This window comes from Pseudomonas sp. NPDC077451 (assembly GCF_044543345.1).
Taxonomy (GTDB): Bacteria; Pseudomonadota; Gammaproteobacteria; order Pseudomonadales; family Pseudomonadaceae; genus Stutzerimonas.
In genome coordinates this window covers 1-17,925 of record NZ_JBITVX010000001.1, presented here as the reverse complement: position 1 = coordinate 17,925, position 17,925 = coordinate 1, and the positions used below count along the sequence as shown (strand labels likewise).

The window sequence follows — 17,925 nt, the reverse complement described above, 5'->3', positions numbered from 1 at the left end:
GAGCGTGTCGATGCTGTCCTCGAGCCCGCGCACTTCGCTAACAAACCAGACCGAACCGGCCCTGAGCCTGTCCGGCGTAAGCTATTGCCATGCCAACGGTCACGTCGCGCTGCGCGACGTTGACCTGCAGATCGCGAAAGGCGAGCGCGTTGCGCTTATCGGTCCCTCTGGCGCAGGCAAGACCACCTTGTTGCGCTTGCTTGCCACGCACGTGCAGCCGAGCAATGGTGAGCTCGAACTGCTCGGCTGCCAGCCCTGGACGTTATCAGTCGGTGCCCGGCAGAAACTGCGTGGTCGCATCGGTCTGATTCATCAGGCACCACCGCTGCCACCTCGCCAACGCGTGATTACCTCAGTGCTGGCCGGACGGCTGGGGCACTGGTCGCTCGGCCGCAGCCTGCTCAGTCTGGTCTACCCGCTGGACAAGAACGGCGTAGCCGAAGTACTGGGTAAGCTGGATCTGGCAGACAAGCTCTATGAGCGCTGCGATCAGCTGTCCGGTGGTCAGTTGCAGCGCGTCGGCATCGCCCGGGCGCTGTACCAGAGCCCGACGCTCATGCTGGCAGACGAGCCGGTATCCGCGATGGACCCGGTGCTAGCGGCTTATTCGTTGAACGTACTAAAACGCGAAGCCACGCGTTGCCAGGCCACACTCATAGCCAGCCTGCACGCGGTCGAGCTGGCGCTGGAGCACTTCCCTCGGGTGATTGCCGTTCGTGACGGGCGAATCCTGTTCGATAAAGCATCCAACACCGTGACGCCGGGCGAGCTCGATGCACTCTATGCCAACGACCAGCTGGAAGGCTTCGCACGCGTTGAGCCGACACCGAGCCAGAGCCTGCATATTCCGCGATGCTGAACCCCGCCCTCACCCAGCGCGACCCTGCCGCTCGCTCACGCCTGTTGCTGACACTGGTAGCGCTGGCTCTGCTTTGGCCTGGACTGTCATTAAGCGAGCTGGATCTCAGCGTGCTCGTCGATGGCAGCAACGCCGACACCATGGGCGCCTTTTTGTCCGGTTTCTGGCCTCCGGCGCATGACACGGAATTTCTACTTCTGCTGGGGCGTGCAACGCTGGAAACGCTCGCCATCGCCACGGCGGGTATGGCGCTGGCGCTTGCTGTTGCCATTCCCTGCGCGCTTCTGGCAACACGCGCGCTGTCGATTTCGGCCCTAAGCCGCGGCGGCCGTCCGCACTGGTGGGCGCAGGCCGTTCGCTGGCCCGTTCGAGGGCTGCTGATCCTGCTACGCAGCGTGCCGGAAATCGTCTGGGCGCTGCTCTTCGTGCGGGCCGTCGGCCTTGGCCCAACCGCTGGCGTACTGGCTATCGCCATCACCTACGCCGGCATGCTCGGCAAGGTCTACGCAGAAATCTTCGAGTCGGTCGATCCGCTGCCGACGCGCGCATTGATCGGCGCGGGCGGTTCACGGTTGCAGGCCTTTGCCTACGGCGTGCTGCCACAGGCAACGGGCGAGATGCTGTCCTACACGGTCTATCGCTGGGAGTGCGCCATCCGTGCGTCGGTCGTCATGGGCTTTGTCGGTGCGGGCGGCTTGGGTCAGCAGATGGATCTGTCGATGCGCATGTTCGCTGGCGGCGAAGTGGCGAGCATGCTGCTGACATTCCTCCTGCTGGTGCTGCTGGCAGATCTGTTCAGCCAGCTGCTGCGCAGAAGGTTCGTATGAAGTCGCTTGCGCGCTATGCGCTACCGCTATTGCTAATCATGGCGGTGGTCGCTTCGTTCGCCTACTTGCAGCTCGACACCAGCGCGCTGATGAGCCGTGATGGCGCAGTGCAAATGGGCGAATATGCTGCTGCTTTCTTCAGCCCCGATCTGTCAGCACCGCACCTACGCGCAATCGCTTACGGCGCCTTGGAAACACTGGCGATGTCGGCCATCGGCACGCTTCTCGCGGCTGTGCTCGGTTTGATACTGGCGCTGCCAGCCGCCGGACGCTTCGGATTGGTCACCCAGGGCGCTTCACGGCTGCTGCTCAATGCGCTTCGTGCGATACCCGAACTCGTCTGGGCGGCGCTGATGGTGCTGGCGGCGGGCCTGGGACCGAATGCTGGCACCCTGGCCCTGGCGCTGCACACAGCCGGTGTGCTGGGTCGCTTGTTCGCCGAAGCCCTGGAAAACACACCGAGCGCGCCAAGCGAGGCGTTGCGGCTGGCCGGCAGTGGGCGCATCGGTGCGTTCTGCTACGGCACCCTTCCGACGTTATGGCCGCAAATCATGGCTTATACGCTGTACCGCTGGGAGAACAACATCCGCATGGCTAGCGTGCTCGGCTTTGTCGGCGCCGGCGGCCTCGGACAGATGCTTTACATGAGCCTCAGCCTGTTCCAAGAGGCCCAGGCCTCGACAGTCATTCTGGCCATGCTGCTGATGGTCCTGGCAGTCGATGCGTTGAGTGGCTGGGCGCGCCAGCGCTGGGTGCGCAGCTAGCGACTGACTTGAATCAGTGCAGGCTGGGCTTGGCTGCCCTTTCCTGCACCAGCACCCAGGGCGCAACGACCACTGCCCAGAGTGACGGATCGCGTTCAAGCCAGTCCTGGGCCTGTTCTGCCTCAAGCTTGCCGAGATGGCCTTCTGCTAGCCATGCGGTCACTTTTTCCCGATCATCCTCAGCGACCGCCTGTGCCGCCGCGATCAGATCAAAGTCACTGGCCACCCGTAGCAGCGCGCCACGAGCAAAAAACGGTTGCAGCTCCTGCCAGGTAATCGAGGCTGTTTCGCCGAGCAGCTTGGCATAGAGAGTGCTTGATTCTTCGCTCATGAGGTTCACCCGGTCTGAAAAGGGCGCAATGATAGCGCTCGGGTAAATCTCATCAACCGGATGGAATTCCTGACTGTGCAAACAGGTGCTGACGCTTCTACACTGTGCCGGTACAGTTGCCGTACCGTTTGGGGACGTTGAGCCCTTAACGACACTGCAGCCCGCAGGATCCAAACAATAATGATGCAAGTGGAGCGCATATGAAGACCAAGCAGCGTCTTTCGAAACTATTCATGGCTATCGCTTTGACGGGTGCAGCGAGCTACACGCTGGCCGCCGACAACATCAAGATCGGCTTGGCCGGTCCGGTTACCGGGGCTGTCGCGCAGTACGGGGACATGCAGTTCATCGGTGCCCAGATGGCCATCGAGCAAATCAACAAGGAAGGTGGCGTCAACGGTCAGCAGCTTGAAGGTATCGTCTATGACGACGCCTGCGACCCCAAGCAGGCCGTGGCGGTTGCCAACAAGATCGTTAACGACGAGGTCAGCTTCGTCGTAGGTCACCTCTGCTCCAGCTCCACCCAGCCCGCGTCCGATATCTATGAAGACGAAGGCATTCTGATGATTACCGCAGCGTCGACCAGCCCGGACATCACCTCTCGTGGCTACGAGCTGATCTTCCGTACCATCGGTCTGGACAGCCTGCAGGGCCCGACCGCCGGCAACTACATCGCAGACACCGTCAAGCCGAAGAATGTAGCTGTCATCCACGACAAGCAGCAGTACGGCGAAGGGATCGCGACCGCGGTCAAGGAAACCCTGGAGAAGAAAGGCGTCAAGGTTGGCCTGTTCGAGGGCATCAACGCTGGCGACAAGGACTTCTCCTCGATGATTTCCAAGCTCAAGCAGGAGAATGTCGACTTCGTCTACTACGGCGGCTATCACCCAGAGCTGGGCCTGCTGCTGCGTCAAGCCAAGGAGAAGGGCCTGAATGTCCGCTTCATGGGCCCAGAAGGTGTAGGCAACAAGGAAATCTCCGCCATTGCCGGCCCGGCTTCCGAAGGCCTGCTGGTCACCCTCCCGCAATCTTTCGATCAGGATCCGCGCAACCAGAAGCTGGTCGACGCGTTCAAGGCGAAGAAGCAGGATCCGAGCGGTCCGTTCGTGTTCCCAGCCTATGCGGCTGTTCAGGTGATTGCCGAGGGCATCGAGAAAGCCGGCAGCACCGACACCGCGAAAGTGGCCGAAGCGCTGCGTAGCAACACTTTCGACACGCCGACCGGCAACCTCTCGTTCGACGAGAAGGGTGACCTGAAAGACTTCAACTTCGTGGTTTACGAATGGCACCAGGACGGCACCAAGACCGAAGCCAAGTAAACCTATAACCACAACCGATCCGAAGCCCACGGCATCCGCTGTGGGCTTTGTTTTAGCTGATCGGGGCCAACCCGGCCACAAGCACGGGACGCCCCAGCAACACCTTCAACCAAGCGAGTGGCCTGCACAGCTGGCCCGCCTCGAACCTGGCCCGTGCGTGATCCGCATATAGCCCTTGGCGCCGCATTCTCCGTGCAGCGTGTTCGAAGCAGGTCCGCCTTGGCGGTCGAGCACGGGCTGCTGGGTGTTCAGGAGAATGTAATGCCTGAGCTTTACCACTACTTCCAACAGCTGATCAACGGCCTGACCGTTGGCAGCACTTATGCCTTGATAGCCATCGGTTACACGATGGTCTACGGCATCATCGGCATGATCAACTTCGCCCACGGCGAGGTGTACATGATCGGCTCGTATGTCACCTTTATCGCCATCGTCGGGCTGACCATGATGGGGCTCGATTCGCTGCCCATCCTCATGATCGGCGCATTCGCAGCAGCCATGATCGTCACCAGCGCCTATGGCTACAGCATCGAGCGGGTCGCCTATCGACCGCTGCGCGGAAGCAACCGGCTGATCCCACTGATCTCCGCGATCGGCATGTCGATCTTCCTGCAGAACGTCGTCCTGCTCGCCCAGGACTCCAAGGACAAGGCAATCCCCAACCTGATGCCCGGCAACTTCATCTTTGGTGAAAGCGCCATGAACGGGGTGGTGATTTCCTACATGCAGGTGCTGATCTTCGTCGTCACCATCATCGCCATGATGGGCTTGACCCTGTTCATTTCCCGCTCGCGCCTGGGCCGTGCCTGCCGCGCCTGCGCCGAAGACTTGAAGATGGCCAACCTGCTAGGCATCAACACCAACAGCATCATCGCCCTGACCTTCGTCATCGGCGCTGCGCTGGCAGCCGTCGCAGCCGTTCTGATCAGCATGCAATATGGCGTGATCAACCCGCACATCGGCTTCCTGGCCGGAATCAAGGCGTTTACCGCTGCGGTACTTGGCGGTATCGGCAGCATTCCAGGTGCCATGCTCGGCGGTCTGGTACTGGGTGTAGCTGAAGCCTTCGGCGCTGACATCTTCGGAGACCAATACAAGGACGTGGTTGCGTTCAGCCTGCTGGTGCTGGTGTTGCTGTTCCGTCCGACTGGCATTCTCGGCCGTCCGGAGGTTGAAAAGGTATGACTCGCAATCTGCGCACCGCATTTTTCAGCGCACTGCTGGTATTTGCCGTAGCGGTACCGGTTTTCGGCCTGAAACTCACCACCGTCGGCATTCGACTCGAAGTTCATGGCAGCGACGCTCAGACCTTCTGGATCATCGCAGCCTGTGCGGTTGCCATGTTCTTCTGGCAGCTGTTCCGTCACCACGCGGCGGCCGGCTGGGCGGCGTCGCCCAACCTGCCGAGGGTACCGGCCGGAGCGGGCAACTTCCTGACCCTGCCGTCGACCCAGCGTTACATCATCATCGGCCTGATTCTGCTCGCACTGGTGTGGCCATTCTTCGGCTCACGCGGCGCGGTGGATATCGCCACGCTGATTCTGATCTACGTGATGCTCGGCCTCGGCCTGAACATCGTGGTCGGCCTGGCAGGCTTGCTGGATCTCGGTTACGTCGGTTTCTATGCCGTTGGCGCTTATACCTATGCCCTGCTCTCGCACTACTACGGGATCGGATTCTGGGTGGCGTTGCCGATTGCTGGAGCCATGGCCGCGCTGTTCGGCTTCCTGCTGGGCTTCCCGGTGCTGCGCCTACGCGGTGACTACCTGGCCATCGTGACCCTGGGCTTTGGTGAGATCATCCGCCTGTTGCTGCGCAACATGACCGATCTCACCGGCGGCCCCAATGGCATCAGCGGTATCGACAAGCCGACGCTGTTTGGTCTGTCGTTCGATCGCCGCGCCGCCGAAGGCATGCAGACCTTTCACGAGTTCTTCGGGCTGGAATATCAATCCATCAACAAGGTGATCTTCCTCTACCTGATCGCCGTGCTGCTGGTGCTGCTGACCCTGTTCGTGATCAACCGCCTGCTGCGCATGCCCATCGGCCGCGCCTGGGAAGCCTTGCGTGAAGACGAGATCGCCTGCCGCGCGCTGGGCATGAACCCCACCGTGATCAAGCTTTCCGCCTTCACCTTGGGTGCGACCTTTGCCGGTTTCGCCGGCAGCTTTTTCGCGGCGCGCCAGGGCCTGGTCTCACCGGAGTCGTTCACTTTCATCGAATCGGCCATCATCCTCGCCATCGTCGTATTGGGCGGCATGGGCTCGCAGTTGGGGGTGATTCTCGCCGCCATCGTGATGATCCTGCTGCCCGAGCTGATGCGTGAGTTCAGCGAGTACCGCATGCTGATGTTCGGCGCCTTGATGGTGCTGATGATGATCTGGCGTCCGCAGGGCCTGCTGCCCATGCAACGCCCACACCTGGAGCTGAAGCGATGAGCCGCCCGATTCTTGAAGTAAGCGGCCTGACCATGCGCTTCGGCGGCCTTTTGGCCGTCAACGGGGTTGGCCTGACCGTACACGACAAACAAGTGGTCTCGATGATCGGTCCCAACGGGGCCGGCAAGACCACGGTGTTCAACTGCCTGACCGGCTTTTACCAGCCCACCGACGGCAAGATCCTGCTGGACGGCGAAGCGATCCAGGGCCTGCCCGGTCACAAGATCGCCCGCAAAGGCGTAGTGCGGACATTCCAGAACGTCCGCCTGTTCAAGGACATGACCGCAGTGGAGAACCTGCTGGTCGCTCAGCACCGGCACTTGAACACCGGTTTCCTCTCCGGCCTGCTGAAAACCAAGGCGTTTCGCAAGAGCGAGCACGAGGCGATGGATTTCGCCGCCCACTGGCTCGATCAGGTCAACCTGACCGATATCGCCAACCGCCCTGCCGGCACCCTCGCCTATGGCCAGCAACGCCGACTGGAGATCGCCCGCTGCATGATGACGCGCCCGCGCATCCTCATGCTCGACGAGCCGGCTGCGGGGCTGAACCCAAAGGAAACCGAAGACCTGAAGGCGCTGATCGGCATGCTGCGCGACACCCATGGCGTCACGGTGCTGCTCATCGAGCACGACATGAAACTGGTCATGAGCATTTCCGACCACATCGTCGTGATCAATCAGGGTTGTCCGCTCGCTGACGGCACGCCGGAGCAGATCCGTGATAATCCGGACGTGATCAAAGCCTATCTGGGAGAGGCGTAACCATGCTGTATTTCGAAAACGTCTCGACCTTTTACGGCAAGATCCAGGCGCTGCACAACGTCAACGTCGAAGTCCGCAAGGGCGAGATCGTCACCCTGATCGGTGCCAACGGCGCCGGTAAATCGACCCTTCTGATGACGCTCTGCGGTACCCCCATGGCGTCCGAAGGCAGCATCCGCTTCGAGGGCGAGGAGCTGGTCGGCAAGCAGACCTGCGACATCATGCGCAAAGACATTGCCGTGGTGCCCGAAGGGCGGCGCATCTTTGCCCGCCTGACGGTCGAGGAAAATCTGGCCATGGGAGGGTTCTTCACCAACAAGGCGGATTTCCAGGAGCAGCTGGACAAGGTGTTGTTGTTGTTTCCACGACTGAAGGAGCGCTTCCAACAGCGTGGCGGCACCATGTCCGGCGGCGAGCAGCAGATGCTCGCCATTGCGCGCGCATTGATGAGCAAGCCCAAGCTGCTGCTGCTCGACGAACCGTCGCTGGGGCTGGCGCCGATCATCATTCAGCAGATCTTCGACATTATCGAGCAGCTCCGTGAAGACGGCGTGACCGTCTTCCTGGTCGAGCAGAACGCCAACCAGGCGCTCAAGCTGGCCGACCGCGCCTATGTGCTGGAGAACGGTCACATTGTCATGCAGGGCAGCGGTGAAGAGCTGCTGGTCAACCCCAAGGTACGCGACGCCTACCTGGGCGGTTGATACTAGGGTGGGGAAAAAGCCGGGCACTTGCCCGGCTTTTTCATGTTCGCACGCAAGGGATGACAAGCGCGGACGGAGCCTTTATCGTGCTCCGCGTCACGTCATTCCCGACGCCCACCAGGGTGTCCCGACGAGGCCCCTGGATCAGCAGACAGGGCATAACTGAGCTGGCAATTCTGAACTCAACTCAGGAGAAGCCGGCCATGACTGCCAGCCGTATCTGGATCAAGAACCCCCTCGCCGTATTTACCGCCAACGATCACCAAGCCCCAGGCGGGCTGGTGATCGACCAAGGCGTCATTGTCGAAATGCTCGCCGCCGGGCAATCGCCATCGTTCGCCGTCGACAGCACTTTCGACGCCCGAGAGCACGTCGTGCTGCCGGGGCTGATCAACACGCACCACCATTTCTACCAAACCCTCACACGCGCCTGGGGCCCCGTGGTCAACCAGCCGCTGTTTCCGTGGCTGAAGACCCTGTATCCGGTCTGGGCGCGCCTGACACCGGATCGCCTGGCGCTCGCCAGCAAGGTGGCACTGGCCGAGCTGCTGCTGTCCGGCTGCACCACCGCGGCGGATCACCACTACCTGTTTCCGGATGGCCTCGAAAACGCCATCGACGTACAGATCGACGTTGTCCGCGAGTTGGGCATGCGCGCCATGCTCACCCGGGGCTCCATGAGCCTGGGCGAAGCCGACGGCGGACTGCCGCCGCAACATACCGTGCAGACAGCCGAAGCGATTCTTGAGGACAGCGAGCGGCTGATCGGCCTCTATCACGAACGAGGCGCCGGCGCGCAGATACAGATCGGCCTCGCGCCCTGCTCACCATTTTCGGTTACCCCGGAAATCATGCGCGCCAGCGCCGCGCTGGCCGAACACCACGACGTGCGTCTGCACACGCACCTGGCCGAAACCCTGGACGAAGAAGAGTTCTGCCTGCAGCGCTTCGGCCTGCGCACCGTGGACTACCTGGACAGCGTTGGCTGGTTATCGGAGCGGACGTGGCTCGCGCACGGCATTCACTTCAACGAGGAGGAAATCGCCCGCCTCGGCGCGGCCGGCACTGGCATCTGCCATTGCCCGTGCTCGAACATGCGACTGGCCTCGGGCATCTGCCCAACCGTGGCGCTTGAAGCGGCGGGCGCGCCTATCGGCCTTGGCGTGGACGGTTCGGCCTCCAACGATGCCTCGAACATGATTCTCGAAGCCAGGCAGGCGCTATACATCCAGCGGCTGCGCTACGGTGCAGAAGAGATCACGCCTGAGAGGGCTCTGGGCTGGGCGACACGCGGCTCGGCACGGCTACTGGGGCGCGACGATGTGGGCGAGCTCGCGGTCGGCAAGCAAGCCGATCTGGCCCTGTTCAAACTCGACGAACTGCGTTTTTCCGGCAGCCACGACCCGATCTCGGCCCTGCTGCTATGCGGCGCCGACCGTGCGGATCGGGTGATGGTAGGCGGCAAGTGGCGCGTGATCGATGGCCAGATCGACGGTCTGGACGTGGCCGGACTGATCGCCAACCACAGCCAGGCCGCACGCGAACTGATCGCGGGCTAGTCCCGAGGCAGCGGTTTCGCTCAGGGGCTGGCGAGTCGTATGACCGGCGAGCCACGACGCTCGCCGGCATCAGGACTGAGCAGCCAGCTTCTCAGTGCTTCGATAAGCCAATCTTGAGCGAAGCACGCGGGTCAAAAGCAAACTGCCGGGCCAGGTCGGACGGCCAGTTTGCTCAGGCGAGTCTATGCATGCGGCGCTGGGCGCAGCGCCTTGGCCATGCACTGCAGGGCCTCACGCGGTCCACCGCAAATCAGCGTAGCGGGCACAGCCAGCATGAGGTTCACGGGCAGGTCGAACGCTTCCAGTTGCAGCCCATCGCAGTCGAGGCCGGGCAGGCCGCAGAGCTGCGGATGCTGACGTTGCAAGCGTTCGGCATAACTGCCCTCCCCCTCCAGATAGCCATAGATCGGCTTGCCCTGTGCCGCGGCATAACCGACTTCGAAACTGGTGCCGCTGTCCGGCTCACCACCGCGAAAGAAGTTCAGATCGGCAAGCACCGCATCGGCTTGATTGAGCAAGTCCAGGTTAGCCCGGTAGATCCAGGCTGCCTGCTCACGCGGTGCCTCGATCCCGTTCGGTATCTGTTTATCCAGCGGATACAAACCGATGAAGCCGAACTCGCTACACAACGCTTTGAGCCGCTCACCATGCTCTAGGGCGTCAGACCGGAACACACCGGGGCCGGCGAGGTAAATACGCAACGTCATTGAGGTTCCGTCCGACTGAGCAGGTCATAGCCCGATCAGCGCAAGCACAATGAAGGAGGCGAACAGCACGAAGAGGGTCATCCCTCAGTTGTGTAAGTTTCGCCTTCGTTCAGATTGATAACGGCAACAGTAATAGTGATCAGAACGACGGTTAGCTGCGCCGGCGTCATCACTGCCTGAAACGGCTGGCTACTATAACAGCGCCAACGCTTCGATGATCGACTGCCCGAATCACCGTAGACAGCGAGGCATCAAGCGCAATGTTAACCGCTGACTGCTTGCAGCTGGCCAGGCGTCGCGCAAGGTGGTCAGAACTTCCGGTACAGCCGCAATGGCACTACCAACAACACGCCAGAATGACGGTGCTCCGGGTTTGGCCGGGCTCACCGTAGTTCCCTGGAGGCTTGATGGTCCGACGCACTAGGCCGTAGCAAACGCCGCTTCGCATGCACCGTTCCGGATCGGCGGTGCCAAGCGCAGGGTTAGAACGCGGCCAGGGCGCTGAACAGCTTCCGTAACTGTCCAGCTGGTCAGCATTTTGCATCTGATGCGGTAATCCTTGAGACCGACAGACTAAGCGGCATAAGCGTAGGAGCGGAGTCATCCAACCCGCCCCCAACAAACCCATTCCTCGCTTCGCCGACTCCACGCCTGTCGCCCCAGGCAGCAAGACCTGTCTGCCCGAGCCACACTCAAGACATATTCAAACCCGCCATTTGGCGTTGAATGTGGTCATCCAAGGTCTGCCCATCGGACGCATTGACTTTTGAGTCAGTAATTTCTTGACCGAAAAGTCAGATAACGATAATTTCCACCACCAGAGCCCAGAACAAAAACTCCCCCGGAGGCCCGCCTTGATCCAGTTTCTTCTCAATCGAGAACTGCGCCGTGAGCAGACACTCGATCCGAATACCACCGTGCTGGAATACCTGCGCGAACACCGCGGCAAGCCCGGCACCAAAGAAGGCTGCGCTTCCGGCGATTGCGGTGCCTGCACCGTCGTAGTCGGCGAACTGGACGGCGACCGTCTGCGCTACCGCACCCTCAACTCCTGCCTGACGTTTGTTTCTGCCTTGCACGGCAAGCAGCTGATCACGGTCGAAGACCTGAAACATCAGGGTCAGCTGCACAGCGTTCAGCAAGCCATGGTTGACTGCCACGGCTCGCAGTGCGGGTTCTGCACGCCGGGCTTCGTCATGAGCCTGTTCGCTCTGCAGAAGTCTGCGGATGGTTATGACAAGGCCGATACCCACGAAGCGCTGGCCGGTAACCTGTGTCGCTGCACCGGCTACCGCCCGATCCTAGATGCCGCCGAGCAGGCCTGCTGTGGCAAACAGCCGGACCAGTTCGATGCGCGCGAAGCCGAGACCATCGCCCAGCTCAAAGCCATCGAACCCCGTGAAACTGCCGAGCTGAACAGCGGCGACAAGCGCTGCCTGTCGCCATTGACAGTGGCGGATCTGGCCGAGATCTACGGTGCCAATCCGGAGGCTCGTCTGCTCGCAGGCGGCACGGACCTGGCGCTGGAAGTTACTCAGTTTCACCGTGAACTGCCGGTGATGATCTACGTCGGGCATATCGCCGAGATGAAAAAGGTCGCGGTCACTGACAGCACGATCGAAATCGGCGCTGCCACCTCCCTGACCGATTGCTACGAAGTGCTTGCGCAGGAGTACCCGGACTTCGGCGAGCTGCTGCATCGCTTCGCCTCCCAGCAGATCCGCAACCAGGGCACCCTGGGTGGCAACATCGGCAACGCCTCGCCCATTGGTGACTCGCCACCGCTGCTGATTGCCCTGGGCGCGCAGGTGGTACTGCGCAAAGGCAGCAACAGCCGCACCCTGCTGCTGCAGGACTACTTCATCGACTACAAGGTCACCGCCCGCGAGCAGGGCGAATTCATTGAGAAGATCATCGTGCCGCGCGCCCAGCCGAACCGGGTGTTCCGCGCCTATAAGGTCTCCAAGCGCCTGGACGATGACATCTCCGCTGTCTGCGCAGCCTTCGATCTGAAATTCGAAGGCGGCCTCATCGATGACGCCCGCATCGCGTTCGGCGGCATGGCTGCCATTCCAAAGCGCGCAGTTGCCTGTGAACGCGCCCTGATTGGCGCGCCGTTCAATGCAGATACCATCGAACGGGCCTGCGAAGCCTTGAGTCAGGACTTCACACCGCTGACCGACTTCCGCGCCAGCCGCGAGTACCGCCTGCTGGTCGCACAGAATCTGCTGCGCAAATGCTTCCACGAACAACAAGCGCCGGCGTACGAGACGAGGGTCACTTCCTATGCATAAGCCAACCAAAACCCAGGAAGAAATCGCCACCCTGTTCAAGCAGGATCTGATTACTGGCGTGGGACGCAGCGTCAAGCATGACAGCGCGCCCAAGCACGTCACCGGCGAAGCCGTCTATGTCGACGACCGGCTGGAGTTTCCTAACCAGCTTCATGTGTACGCCCGCATGAGCGACCGCGCACATGCCCGTATCCTGAGCATCGACACGGCGCCTTGCTACAACATCCCGGGCGTCGCCATCGCCATTACCGCCAAGGATGTGCCGGGTCAGTTGGATATCGGTGCAGTCATGCCAGGTGACCCGCTATTGGCCGACGGCCTTGTCGAGTTTATTGGCCAGCCGGTGATCGCCGTCGCGGCTGACAGCCTGGAAACCGCCCGCAAGGCAGCCATGGCCGCCATCATCGAATACGAAGACTTGGAGCCAGTGATCGACGTAGTCGATGCGCTGCGCAAGAAGCACTTCGTGCTCGACAGCCACACCCACAAGCGCGGCGACTCTAGTGCGGCGCTGGCGACGGCGCCACGCCGCCTGCAAGGCAGCCTGCATATCGGCGGCCAGGAACATTTCTATCTGGAAACCCAGGTGTCCTCGGTAATGCCCACCGAAGACGGCGGCATGATCGTCTACACCTCCACGCAAAACCCCACCGAGGTGCAGAAGCTCGTCGCTGAAGTGCTTGGCGTTTCGATGAACAAGATCGTCATCGACATGCGTCGCATGGGTGGCGGCTTTGGCGGCAAGGAAACCCAGGCAGCCGGCCCGGCGTGCATGTGCGCGGTGATCGCGCACCTCACCGGCCGGCCGACCAAGATGCGTCTGCCACGCATGGAAGACATGACCATGACCGGCAAGCGTCACCCCTTCTACGTCGAGTACGACGTCGGCTTCGATGACGACGGCCTGCTGCACGGCATCGAGATCGACCTGGCCGGCAACTGCGGTTATTCGCCGGATCTTTCCGGCTCCATCGTCGACCGCGCCATGTTCCACTCCGACAACGCCTATTACCTGGGCGACGCGACCATCAATGGCCATCGCTGCAAGACCAACCTTGCCTCCAATACCGCTTACCGCGGCTTTGGCGGCCCGCAAGGCATGGTCGCCATCGAAGAGATCATGGATGCGGTGGCACGCCAGCTCGGCAAGGACCCGCTGGATGTGCGCAAGCGCAACTACTACGGCAAGACCGAGCGCAACGTCACGCCCTACTACCAAACCGTCGAGCACAACATGCTCGAGGAGATGACCGCCGAGCTTGAAGCCAGCAGCGAGTACGCCCGCCGTCGGGAAGAGATCCGAGCATTCAATGACAAGAGCCCGATCCTGAAGAAGGGCCTGGCACTGACCCCGGTGAAATTCGGCATCAGCTTTACGGCTAGCTTCCTCAACCAGGGTGGCGCGCTGGTGCACGTCTACACCGATGGCAGCATTCATCTGAACCACGGTGGCACCGAGATGGGTCAGGGTCTGAACACCAAGGTGGCGCAGGTGGTGGCTGAGGTTTTCCAGGTCGATATCGACCGAATCCAGATCACCGCGACCAATACCGACAAGGTGCCGAACACCTCGCCAACAGCCGCTTCCAGTGGCTCCGACCTCAACGGCAAAGCGGCACAGAACGCCGCGCAGACCATCAAGCAGCGCCTGATCGAATTTGCCGCCCGGCACTTCAAGGTCACAGAGGAGGACGTCGAGTTCAAGAACGGCCAAGTGCGCATTCGCGACGAGTACCTGTCGTTCGACGAGCTGATTCAGCAGGCCTATTTCGGTCAGGTGTCGTTGTCGTCCACCGGCTTCTATCGCACGCCCAAAATCTACTACGACCGCAGCCTGGCGCGCGGCCGGCCGTTCTACTACTTCGCCTACGGCGCGGCCTGCTCAGAGGTGATCGTCGACACCCTGACCGGCGAATACAAGATGCTGCGCAGCGACATCCTGCATGACGTCGGCGCCTCGCTGAATCCGGCCATCGACATCGGCCAGGTCGAAGGCGGCTTCGTCCAGGGCATGGGCTGGCTGACCATGGAAGAGCTGGTCTGGAACGACAAGGGCAAGCTGATGACCAGCGGCCCGGCGAGCTACAAGGTGCCGGCCGTTGCTGACATGCCGCTGGATCTGCGAGTCAAGCTGGTTGAGAACCGCAAGAACCCCGAGGACACGGTGTTCCATTCCAAAGCTGTCGGCGAGCCTCCGTTCATGCTTGGGATCTCCGTCTGGTGTGCGATCAAGGACGCCGTGGCCAGCGTGGCTGACTACACGGCTCAGCCAAAAATCGATGCTCCCGCGACGCCCGAGCGGGTGCTGTGGGGCGTGGAACAGATGCGCAAGTTGAAGCGGGCTGCCGCCACACCAGCGGTCGCGGAAACAACACCGGCCTGACGCAGGCCCTACGTAGGGTGGGCTTCAGCCCACAATGGCTGACTCGATGGTGGGCTGAAGCGAAACGTTCCCCGGCGCACCAACGGGCAGATTTCGATGGTGGCCTAAAGTCCACCCTACGCCCGATGCGAAATCTTCGGAGGCCAAGCCGAAACGTTCAGCCAGGCTCTTTTCCCGGAGCAAGGACTGGCGACCCTAGGGCCCTCCACCCAGAACAAACGAATGCCATAGGCATCGGAGAACGACATGAACAGCTGGATAGACGCCCTCGCCGACCTGCAGCAACAAGGCGAACCCTGCGTGCTGGTGACCATCATCGAAGAGCGTGGCTCGACGCCGCGCAATGCCGGCTCGAAGATGGTCGTTAGCCGTGAGCGCCTGTACGACACCATCGGCGGCGGCCATCTGGAATACAAGGCGCAAGAGATCGCCCGGGAGATGCTGGAAAACCGCAGCCGCGATACCCGCCTGGAGCGGTTCTCCCTTGGCGCGAGCTTGGGCCAATGCTGCGGCGGCGCCACCGTGCTGCTGTTCGAGCCCATGGGCCAGCCTCAGGCGCATATCGCCGTGTTCGGTGCCGGTCACGTGGGGCGCGCCCTGGTTCCGTTACTCGCCAGCCTGCCGTGCAAGGTCCGCTGGATCGATTCCCGCGAGAGCGAATTTCCTGAGCAGATTCCTCAGGGTGTCGAGAAAGTGCTTAACGACGAGGTGGTGGACGAGGTGGAAAACATGCCCGCCGGCAGTTACTTCATCGTCATGACCCACAATCACCAGCTCGACCTGGAACTGACCGCCGCAATCCTGGCGCGCAATGACTTCACCTACTACGGACTGATCGGCTCGAAGAGCAAGCGCGCCAAGTTCGAACATCGCCTGCGTGACCGCGGCTTCCAGCCGGAAACCGTACAGCGCATGCGCTGCCCGATGGGCATCGCCGAGGTGAAGGGCAAATTGCCGATCGAGATTGCCGTGTCCATTGCCGGCGAAGTGATCGCCACGTACAACGCCAACTTCGGTGAAAAAGCCGCGGATGGAGAGAAGCCGGTGCCCATGCTAGTCCCCGCTTCGCGCCGCTCGCGGACAGGCTGATTTTTCACTCCTCTCTTTCCTTTGTGGAAGGCGAACCCAGCCATGGCCGGCCATAAACTTTTACCCAAGAGCGGGCCTCCCACAAAAACGAAAAGCTTGCACGGCCCGCTCTTGTGGGAGGCGCGCCCCGCGGCGAACCGGCCGCAGGTCGGCTAAAAGCTTCGCCCCGAGGCGGGCCTCCCACACGAACGCCTTACCTCTACACCTTGATTCGAGACTCACCATGCCCCAAGCCAAAGCCTACCGTGCCGCCCTGCTTCACTGCCTCGCCGATCCGCGCGAAGTTGGCATCGAGCAATCACACGAATATTTCGAAGACGGCCTGCTGGTGGTCGAGGACGGCAAAATCGCGCGCATCGGCGCCGCCGCCGACCTGTTGCCAACGCTAGCGGCGGACACCGAAGTCGTCGAGTACCGGGACGCGTTGATCACCCCCGGCTTTATCGACACACACATCCACTACCCCCAGGTCGGCGTGATCGGCTCCTACGGCGCGCAACTGCTGGATTGGCTGGAAACCTACACCTTCCCCAACGAAGGACGCTTCAGCGACATGGCACATGCCCGCGAGCAAGCCGACCTGTTCCTCGGCGAGCTGCTGCGCAACGGCACCACCACGGCGCTGGTGTTCGGCACGGTGCACAAACAGTCGGTGGATGCCTTCTTCGAGGCAGCGGAGAAGCTGAACCTGCGGATGATTGCCGGCAAGGTGCTGATGGACCGCAATGCGCCGGATTTCCTCACCGACACCGCCGAATCAGGCTATGCCGACAGCAAAGAGTTGATCGAGCGCTGGCACGGCAAGGGTCGGCTGCACTACGCCGTCACCCCGCGCTTCGCACCAACCAGTACGCCAGAACAACTGACCCTCGCCGGCAAGCTGTTCGCCGAGTTTCCGGGCCTGTACATGCACACCCACATCTCCGAGAACAAGCAGGAGGTGGAATGGGTCAAGGAGCTGTTCCCGGAGCGCAAAGGCTATCTGGACGTCTACGAACACCACGGCCTAATCGGGGCGCGCTCGGTGTTCGCCCACGGAATTCACCTGTGCGATGACGAATGCAAACGCCTCGGTGAAACCGGCTCGGCAGTTGCCTTCTGCCCCACGTCCAACCTGTTCCTCGGCAGCGGTCTGTTCGACCTGGCCAAGGTGGAAGGCTTTGGCGTGCGGGTGGGCCTGGGTACGGATGTCGGTGGCGGCACCAGCTTCTCGCAACTGCAAAGCCTCAACGAAGCCTATAAGGTGCTGCAGCTGCAGGGCCAGAAGCTCGATGCGTTCAAGGCGCTGTACCTGGCAACCCTCGGGGGGGCGCGCGCGCTGTATTTGGACGACAGGATCGGCAACCTGCAGCCGGGCAAAGACGCTGACTTCGTCGTGCTCGATTACAAGGCGACGCCGCTGATCGACTACCGCCTGAGCCAGGCCACGACGCTGCAGGAGAAACTTTTCGCCTTGATGATCCTGGGTGATGACCGCGCGGTAAAAGAAACCTACGCGGCAGGGGTTTCGGTGCACCGGAAAGCGTAAGCCGAATACCGCTGTGTAAATGGGTTTCGATGCCGCGGGTATTGAGACACGCGAATCTGGTTGGCTAAAGCGGAGCGCCGCCCGGCCCACCTTATGCAGACCCACAAGTGAAGACCGCGTACCGCACCGCGGGCTTCGTCCACTGTAGGGTGGGCTTCAGCCCACCGCGACGGGGCCGCAAACGATTGGTGGGCTAAAGCTCACCTTACTTCATGGCAACGGAGTGCCGCCGGTCCACCGTAAGCCTGTCCTGGCATGCAGCTCGTAGATACCGTCTTCCCCATTAGCGCGCAAGGGCCAGTTGAGGGTCGAAACGCTGGCCCGATTTAAGTACCCCATAGGCGATGTGCAGCAGCTTG

At 61.6% G+C, this 17,925-nt stretch carries 15 protein-coding genes; 13 read left to right on the top strand and 2 right to left on the bottom strand.

Annotated features, from left to right (window positions below):
- Window positions 1–10: 10 nt before the first annotated feature.
- Genes ACIGHL_RS00075 through phnE form a run of 3 tightly spaced genes read left to right on the top strand, consistent with a single transcriptional unit; the run spans window position 11 to window position 2,450 of the window.
- Window positions 11–859 carry a phosphonate ABC transporter ATP-binding protein gene (locus tag ACIGHL_RS00075; RefSeq protein ID WP_128118776.1) on the top strand — a complete coding sequence of 283 codons (849 nt, stop codon included), beginning with the start codon at window positions 11–13 and terminating at the stop codon, window positions 857–859.
- Window positions 853–1,686, top strand: a complete 834-nt coding sequence (locus ACIGHL_RS00070; RefSeq protein ID WP_045425068.1) for a PhnE/PtxC family ABC transporter permease — start codon at window positions 853–855, stop codon at window positions 1,684–1,686. Before ACIGHL_RS00075 ends, ACIGHL_RS00070 begins: the two co-directional genes overlap by 7 nt.
- Complete coding sequence (gene phnE, locus ACIGHL_RS00065) at window positions 1,683–2,450, top strand: phosphonate ABC transporter, permease protein PhnE (RefSeq protein ID WP_128118775.1); 768 nt, start codon at window positions 1,683–1,685, stop codon at window positions 2,448–2,450. The genes ACIGHL_RS00070 and phnE overlap by 4 nt, the downstream gene beginning before the upstream one ends.
- A 13-nt stretch (window positions 2,451–2,463) precedes the next feature.
- Here the strand turns inward: phnE and ACIGHL_RS00060 are convergent, their stop codons facing one another.
- Complete coding sequence (locus ACIGHL_RS00060) at window positions 2,464–2,781, bottom strand: DUF2288 domain-containing protein (protein WP_128118774.1); 318 nt, start codon at window positions 2,779–2,781, stop codon at window positions 2,464–2,466.
- A gap of 200 nt (window positions 2,782–2,981) precedes the next feature.
- Between ACIGHL_RS00060 and ACIGHL_RS00055 the strand changes: the two genes are divergently transcribed.
- The 6 genes from ACIGHL_RS00055 (at window position 2,982) to ACIGHL_RS00030 (ending at window position 9,565) form a co-directional block, all read left to right on the top strand.
- Entirely contained in the window at window positions 2,982–4,100 is a 1,119-nt protein-coding gene (locus ACIGHL_RS00055) for a branched-chain amino acid ABC transporter substrate-binding protein (protein ID WP_045425062.1), read from the top strand.
- A 261-nt stretch (window positions 4,101–4,361) separates the two neighbouring features.
- Complete coding sequence (gene livH, locus ACIGHL_RS00050; RefSeq protein WP_128118773.1) at window positions 4,362–5,285, top strand: high-affinity branched-chain amino acid ABC transporter permease LivH; 924 nt, start codon at window positions 4,362–4,364, stop codon at window positions 5,283–5,285.
- Entirely contained in the window at window positions 5,282–6,538 is a 1,257-nt protein-coding gene (locus ACIGHL_RS00045) for a high-affinity branched-chain amino acid ABC transporter permease LivM (protein ID WP_128118772.1), read from the top strand. Before livH ends, ACIGHL_RS00045 begins: the two co-directional genes overlap by 4 nt.
- Window positions 6,535–7,302, top strand: coding sequence for a high-affinity branched-chain amino acid ABC transporter ATP-binding protein LivG (gene livG / locus ACIGHL_RS00040; protein WP_128118771.1), 768 nt, complete (start codon window positions 6,535–6,537; stop codon window positions 7,300–7,302). The genes ACIGHL_RS00045 and livG overlap by 4 nt, the downstream gene beginning before the upstream one ends.
- A 2-nt stretch (window positions 7,303–7,304) precedes the next feature.
- Window positions 7,305–8,006, top strand: coding sequence for an ABC transporter ATP-binding protein (locus ACIGHL_RS00035; RefSeq protein ID WP_128118770.1), 702 nt, complete (start codon window positions 7,305–7,307; stop codon window positions 8,004–8,006).
- A gap of 203 nt (window positions 8,007–8,209) precedes the next feature.
- The gene (locus ACIGHL_RS00030) at window positions 8,210–9,565 is read left to right on the top strand and encodes an 8-oxoguanine deaminase (protein ID WP_216707205.1); all 1,356 of its coding nucleotides are present in this window, start codon (window positions 8,210–8,212) and stop codon (window positions 9,563–9,565) included.
- A 182-nt stretch (window positions 9,566–9,747) separates the two neighbouring features.
- Here the strand turns inward: ACIGHL_RS00030 and ACIGHL_RS00025 are convergent, their stop codons facing one another.
- Complete coding sequence (locus ACIGHL_RS00025; protein WP_128118769.1) at window positions 9,748–10,272, bottom strand: nucleoside 2-deoxyribosyltransferase; 525 nt, start codon at window positions 10,270–10,272, stop codon at window positions 9,748–9,750.
- A gap of 854 nt (window positions 10,273–11,126) precedes the next feature.
- Here ACIGHL_RS00025 and xdhA point away from each other — a divergent pair.
- The 4 genes from xdhA (at window position 11,127) to guaD (ending at window position 17,566) form a co-directional block, all read left to right on the top strand.
- Window positions 11,127–12,566 (top strand): xanthine dehydrogenase small subunit, encoded by a 1,440-nt coding sequence (gene xdhA / locus ACIGHL_RS00020; RefSeq protein WP_128118768.1) that lies wholly within the window; start codon window positions 11,127–11,129, stop codon window positions 12,564–12,566.
- A complete protein-coding gene (xdhB, locus tag ACIGHL_RS00015) occupies window positions 12,559–14,949 on the top strand; it encodes a xanthine dehydrogenase molybdopterin binding subunit (protein ID WP_128118767.1) in 2,391 nt (796 codons plus the stop codon). The genes xdhA and xdhB overlap by 8 nt, the downstream gene beginning before the upstream one ends.
- Before the next feature lie 246 nt (window positions 14,950–15,195).
- Window positions 15,196–16,038 (top strand): xanthine dehydrogenase accessory protein XdhC, encoded by an 843-nt coding sequence (gene xdhC / locus ACIGHL_RS00010; RefSeq protein ID WP_128118766.1) that lies wholly within the window; start codon window positions 15,196–15,198, stop codon window positions 16,036–16,038.
- Window positions 16,039–16,261: 223 nt separating this feature from the next.
- The gene (gene guaD / locus ACIGHL_RS00005; RefSeq protein WP_128118765.1) at window positions 16,262–17,566 is read left to right on the top strand and encodes a guanine deaminase; all 1,305 of its coding nucleotides are present in this window, start codon (window positions 16,262–16,264) and stop codon (window positions 17,564–17,566) included.
- The last annotated feature ends 359 nt before the right edge of the window (window positions 17,567–17,925 follow it).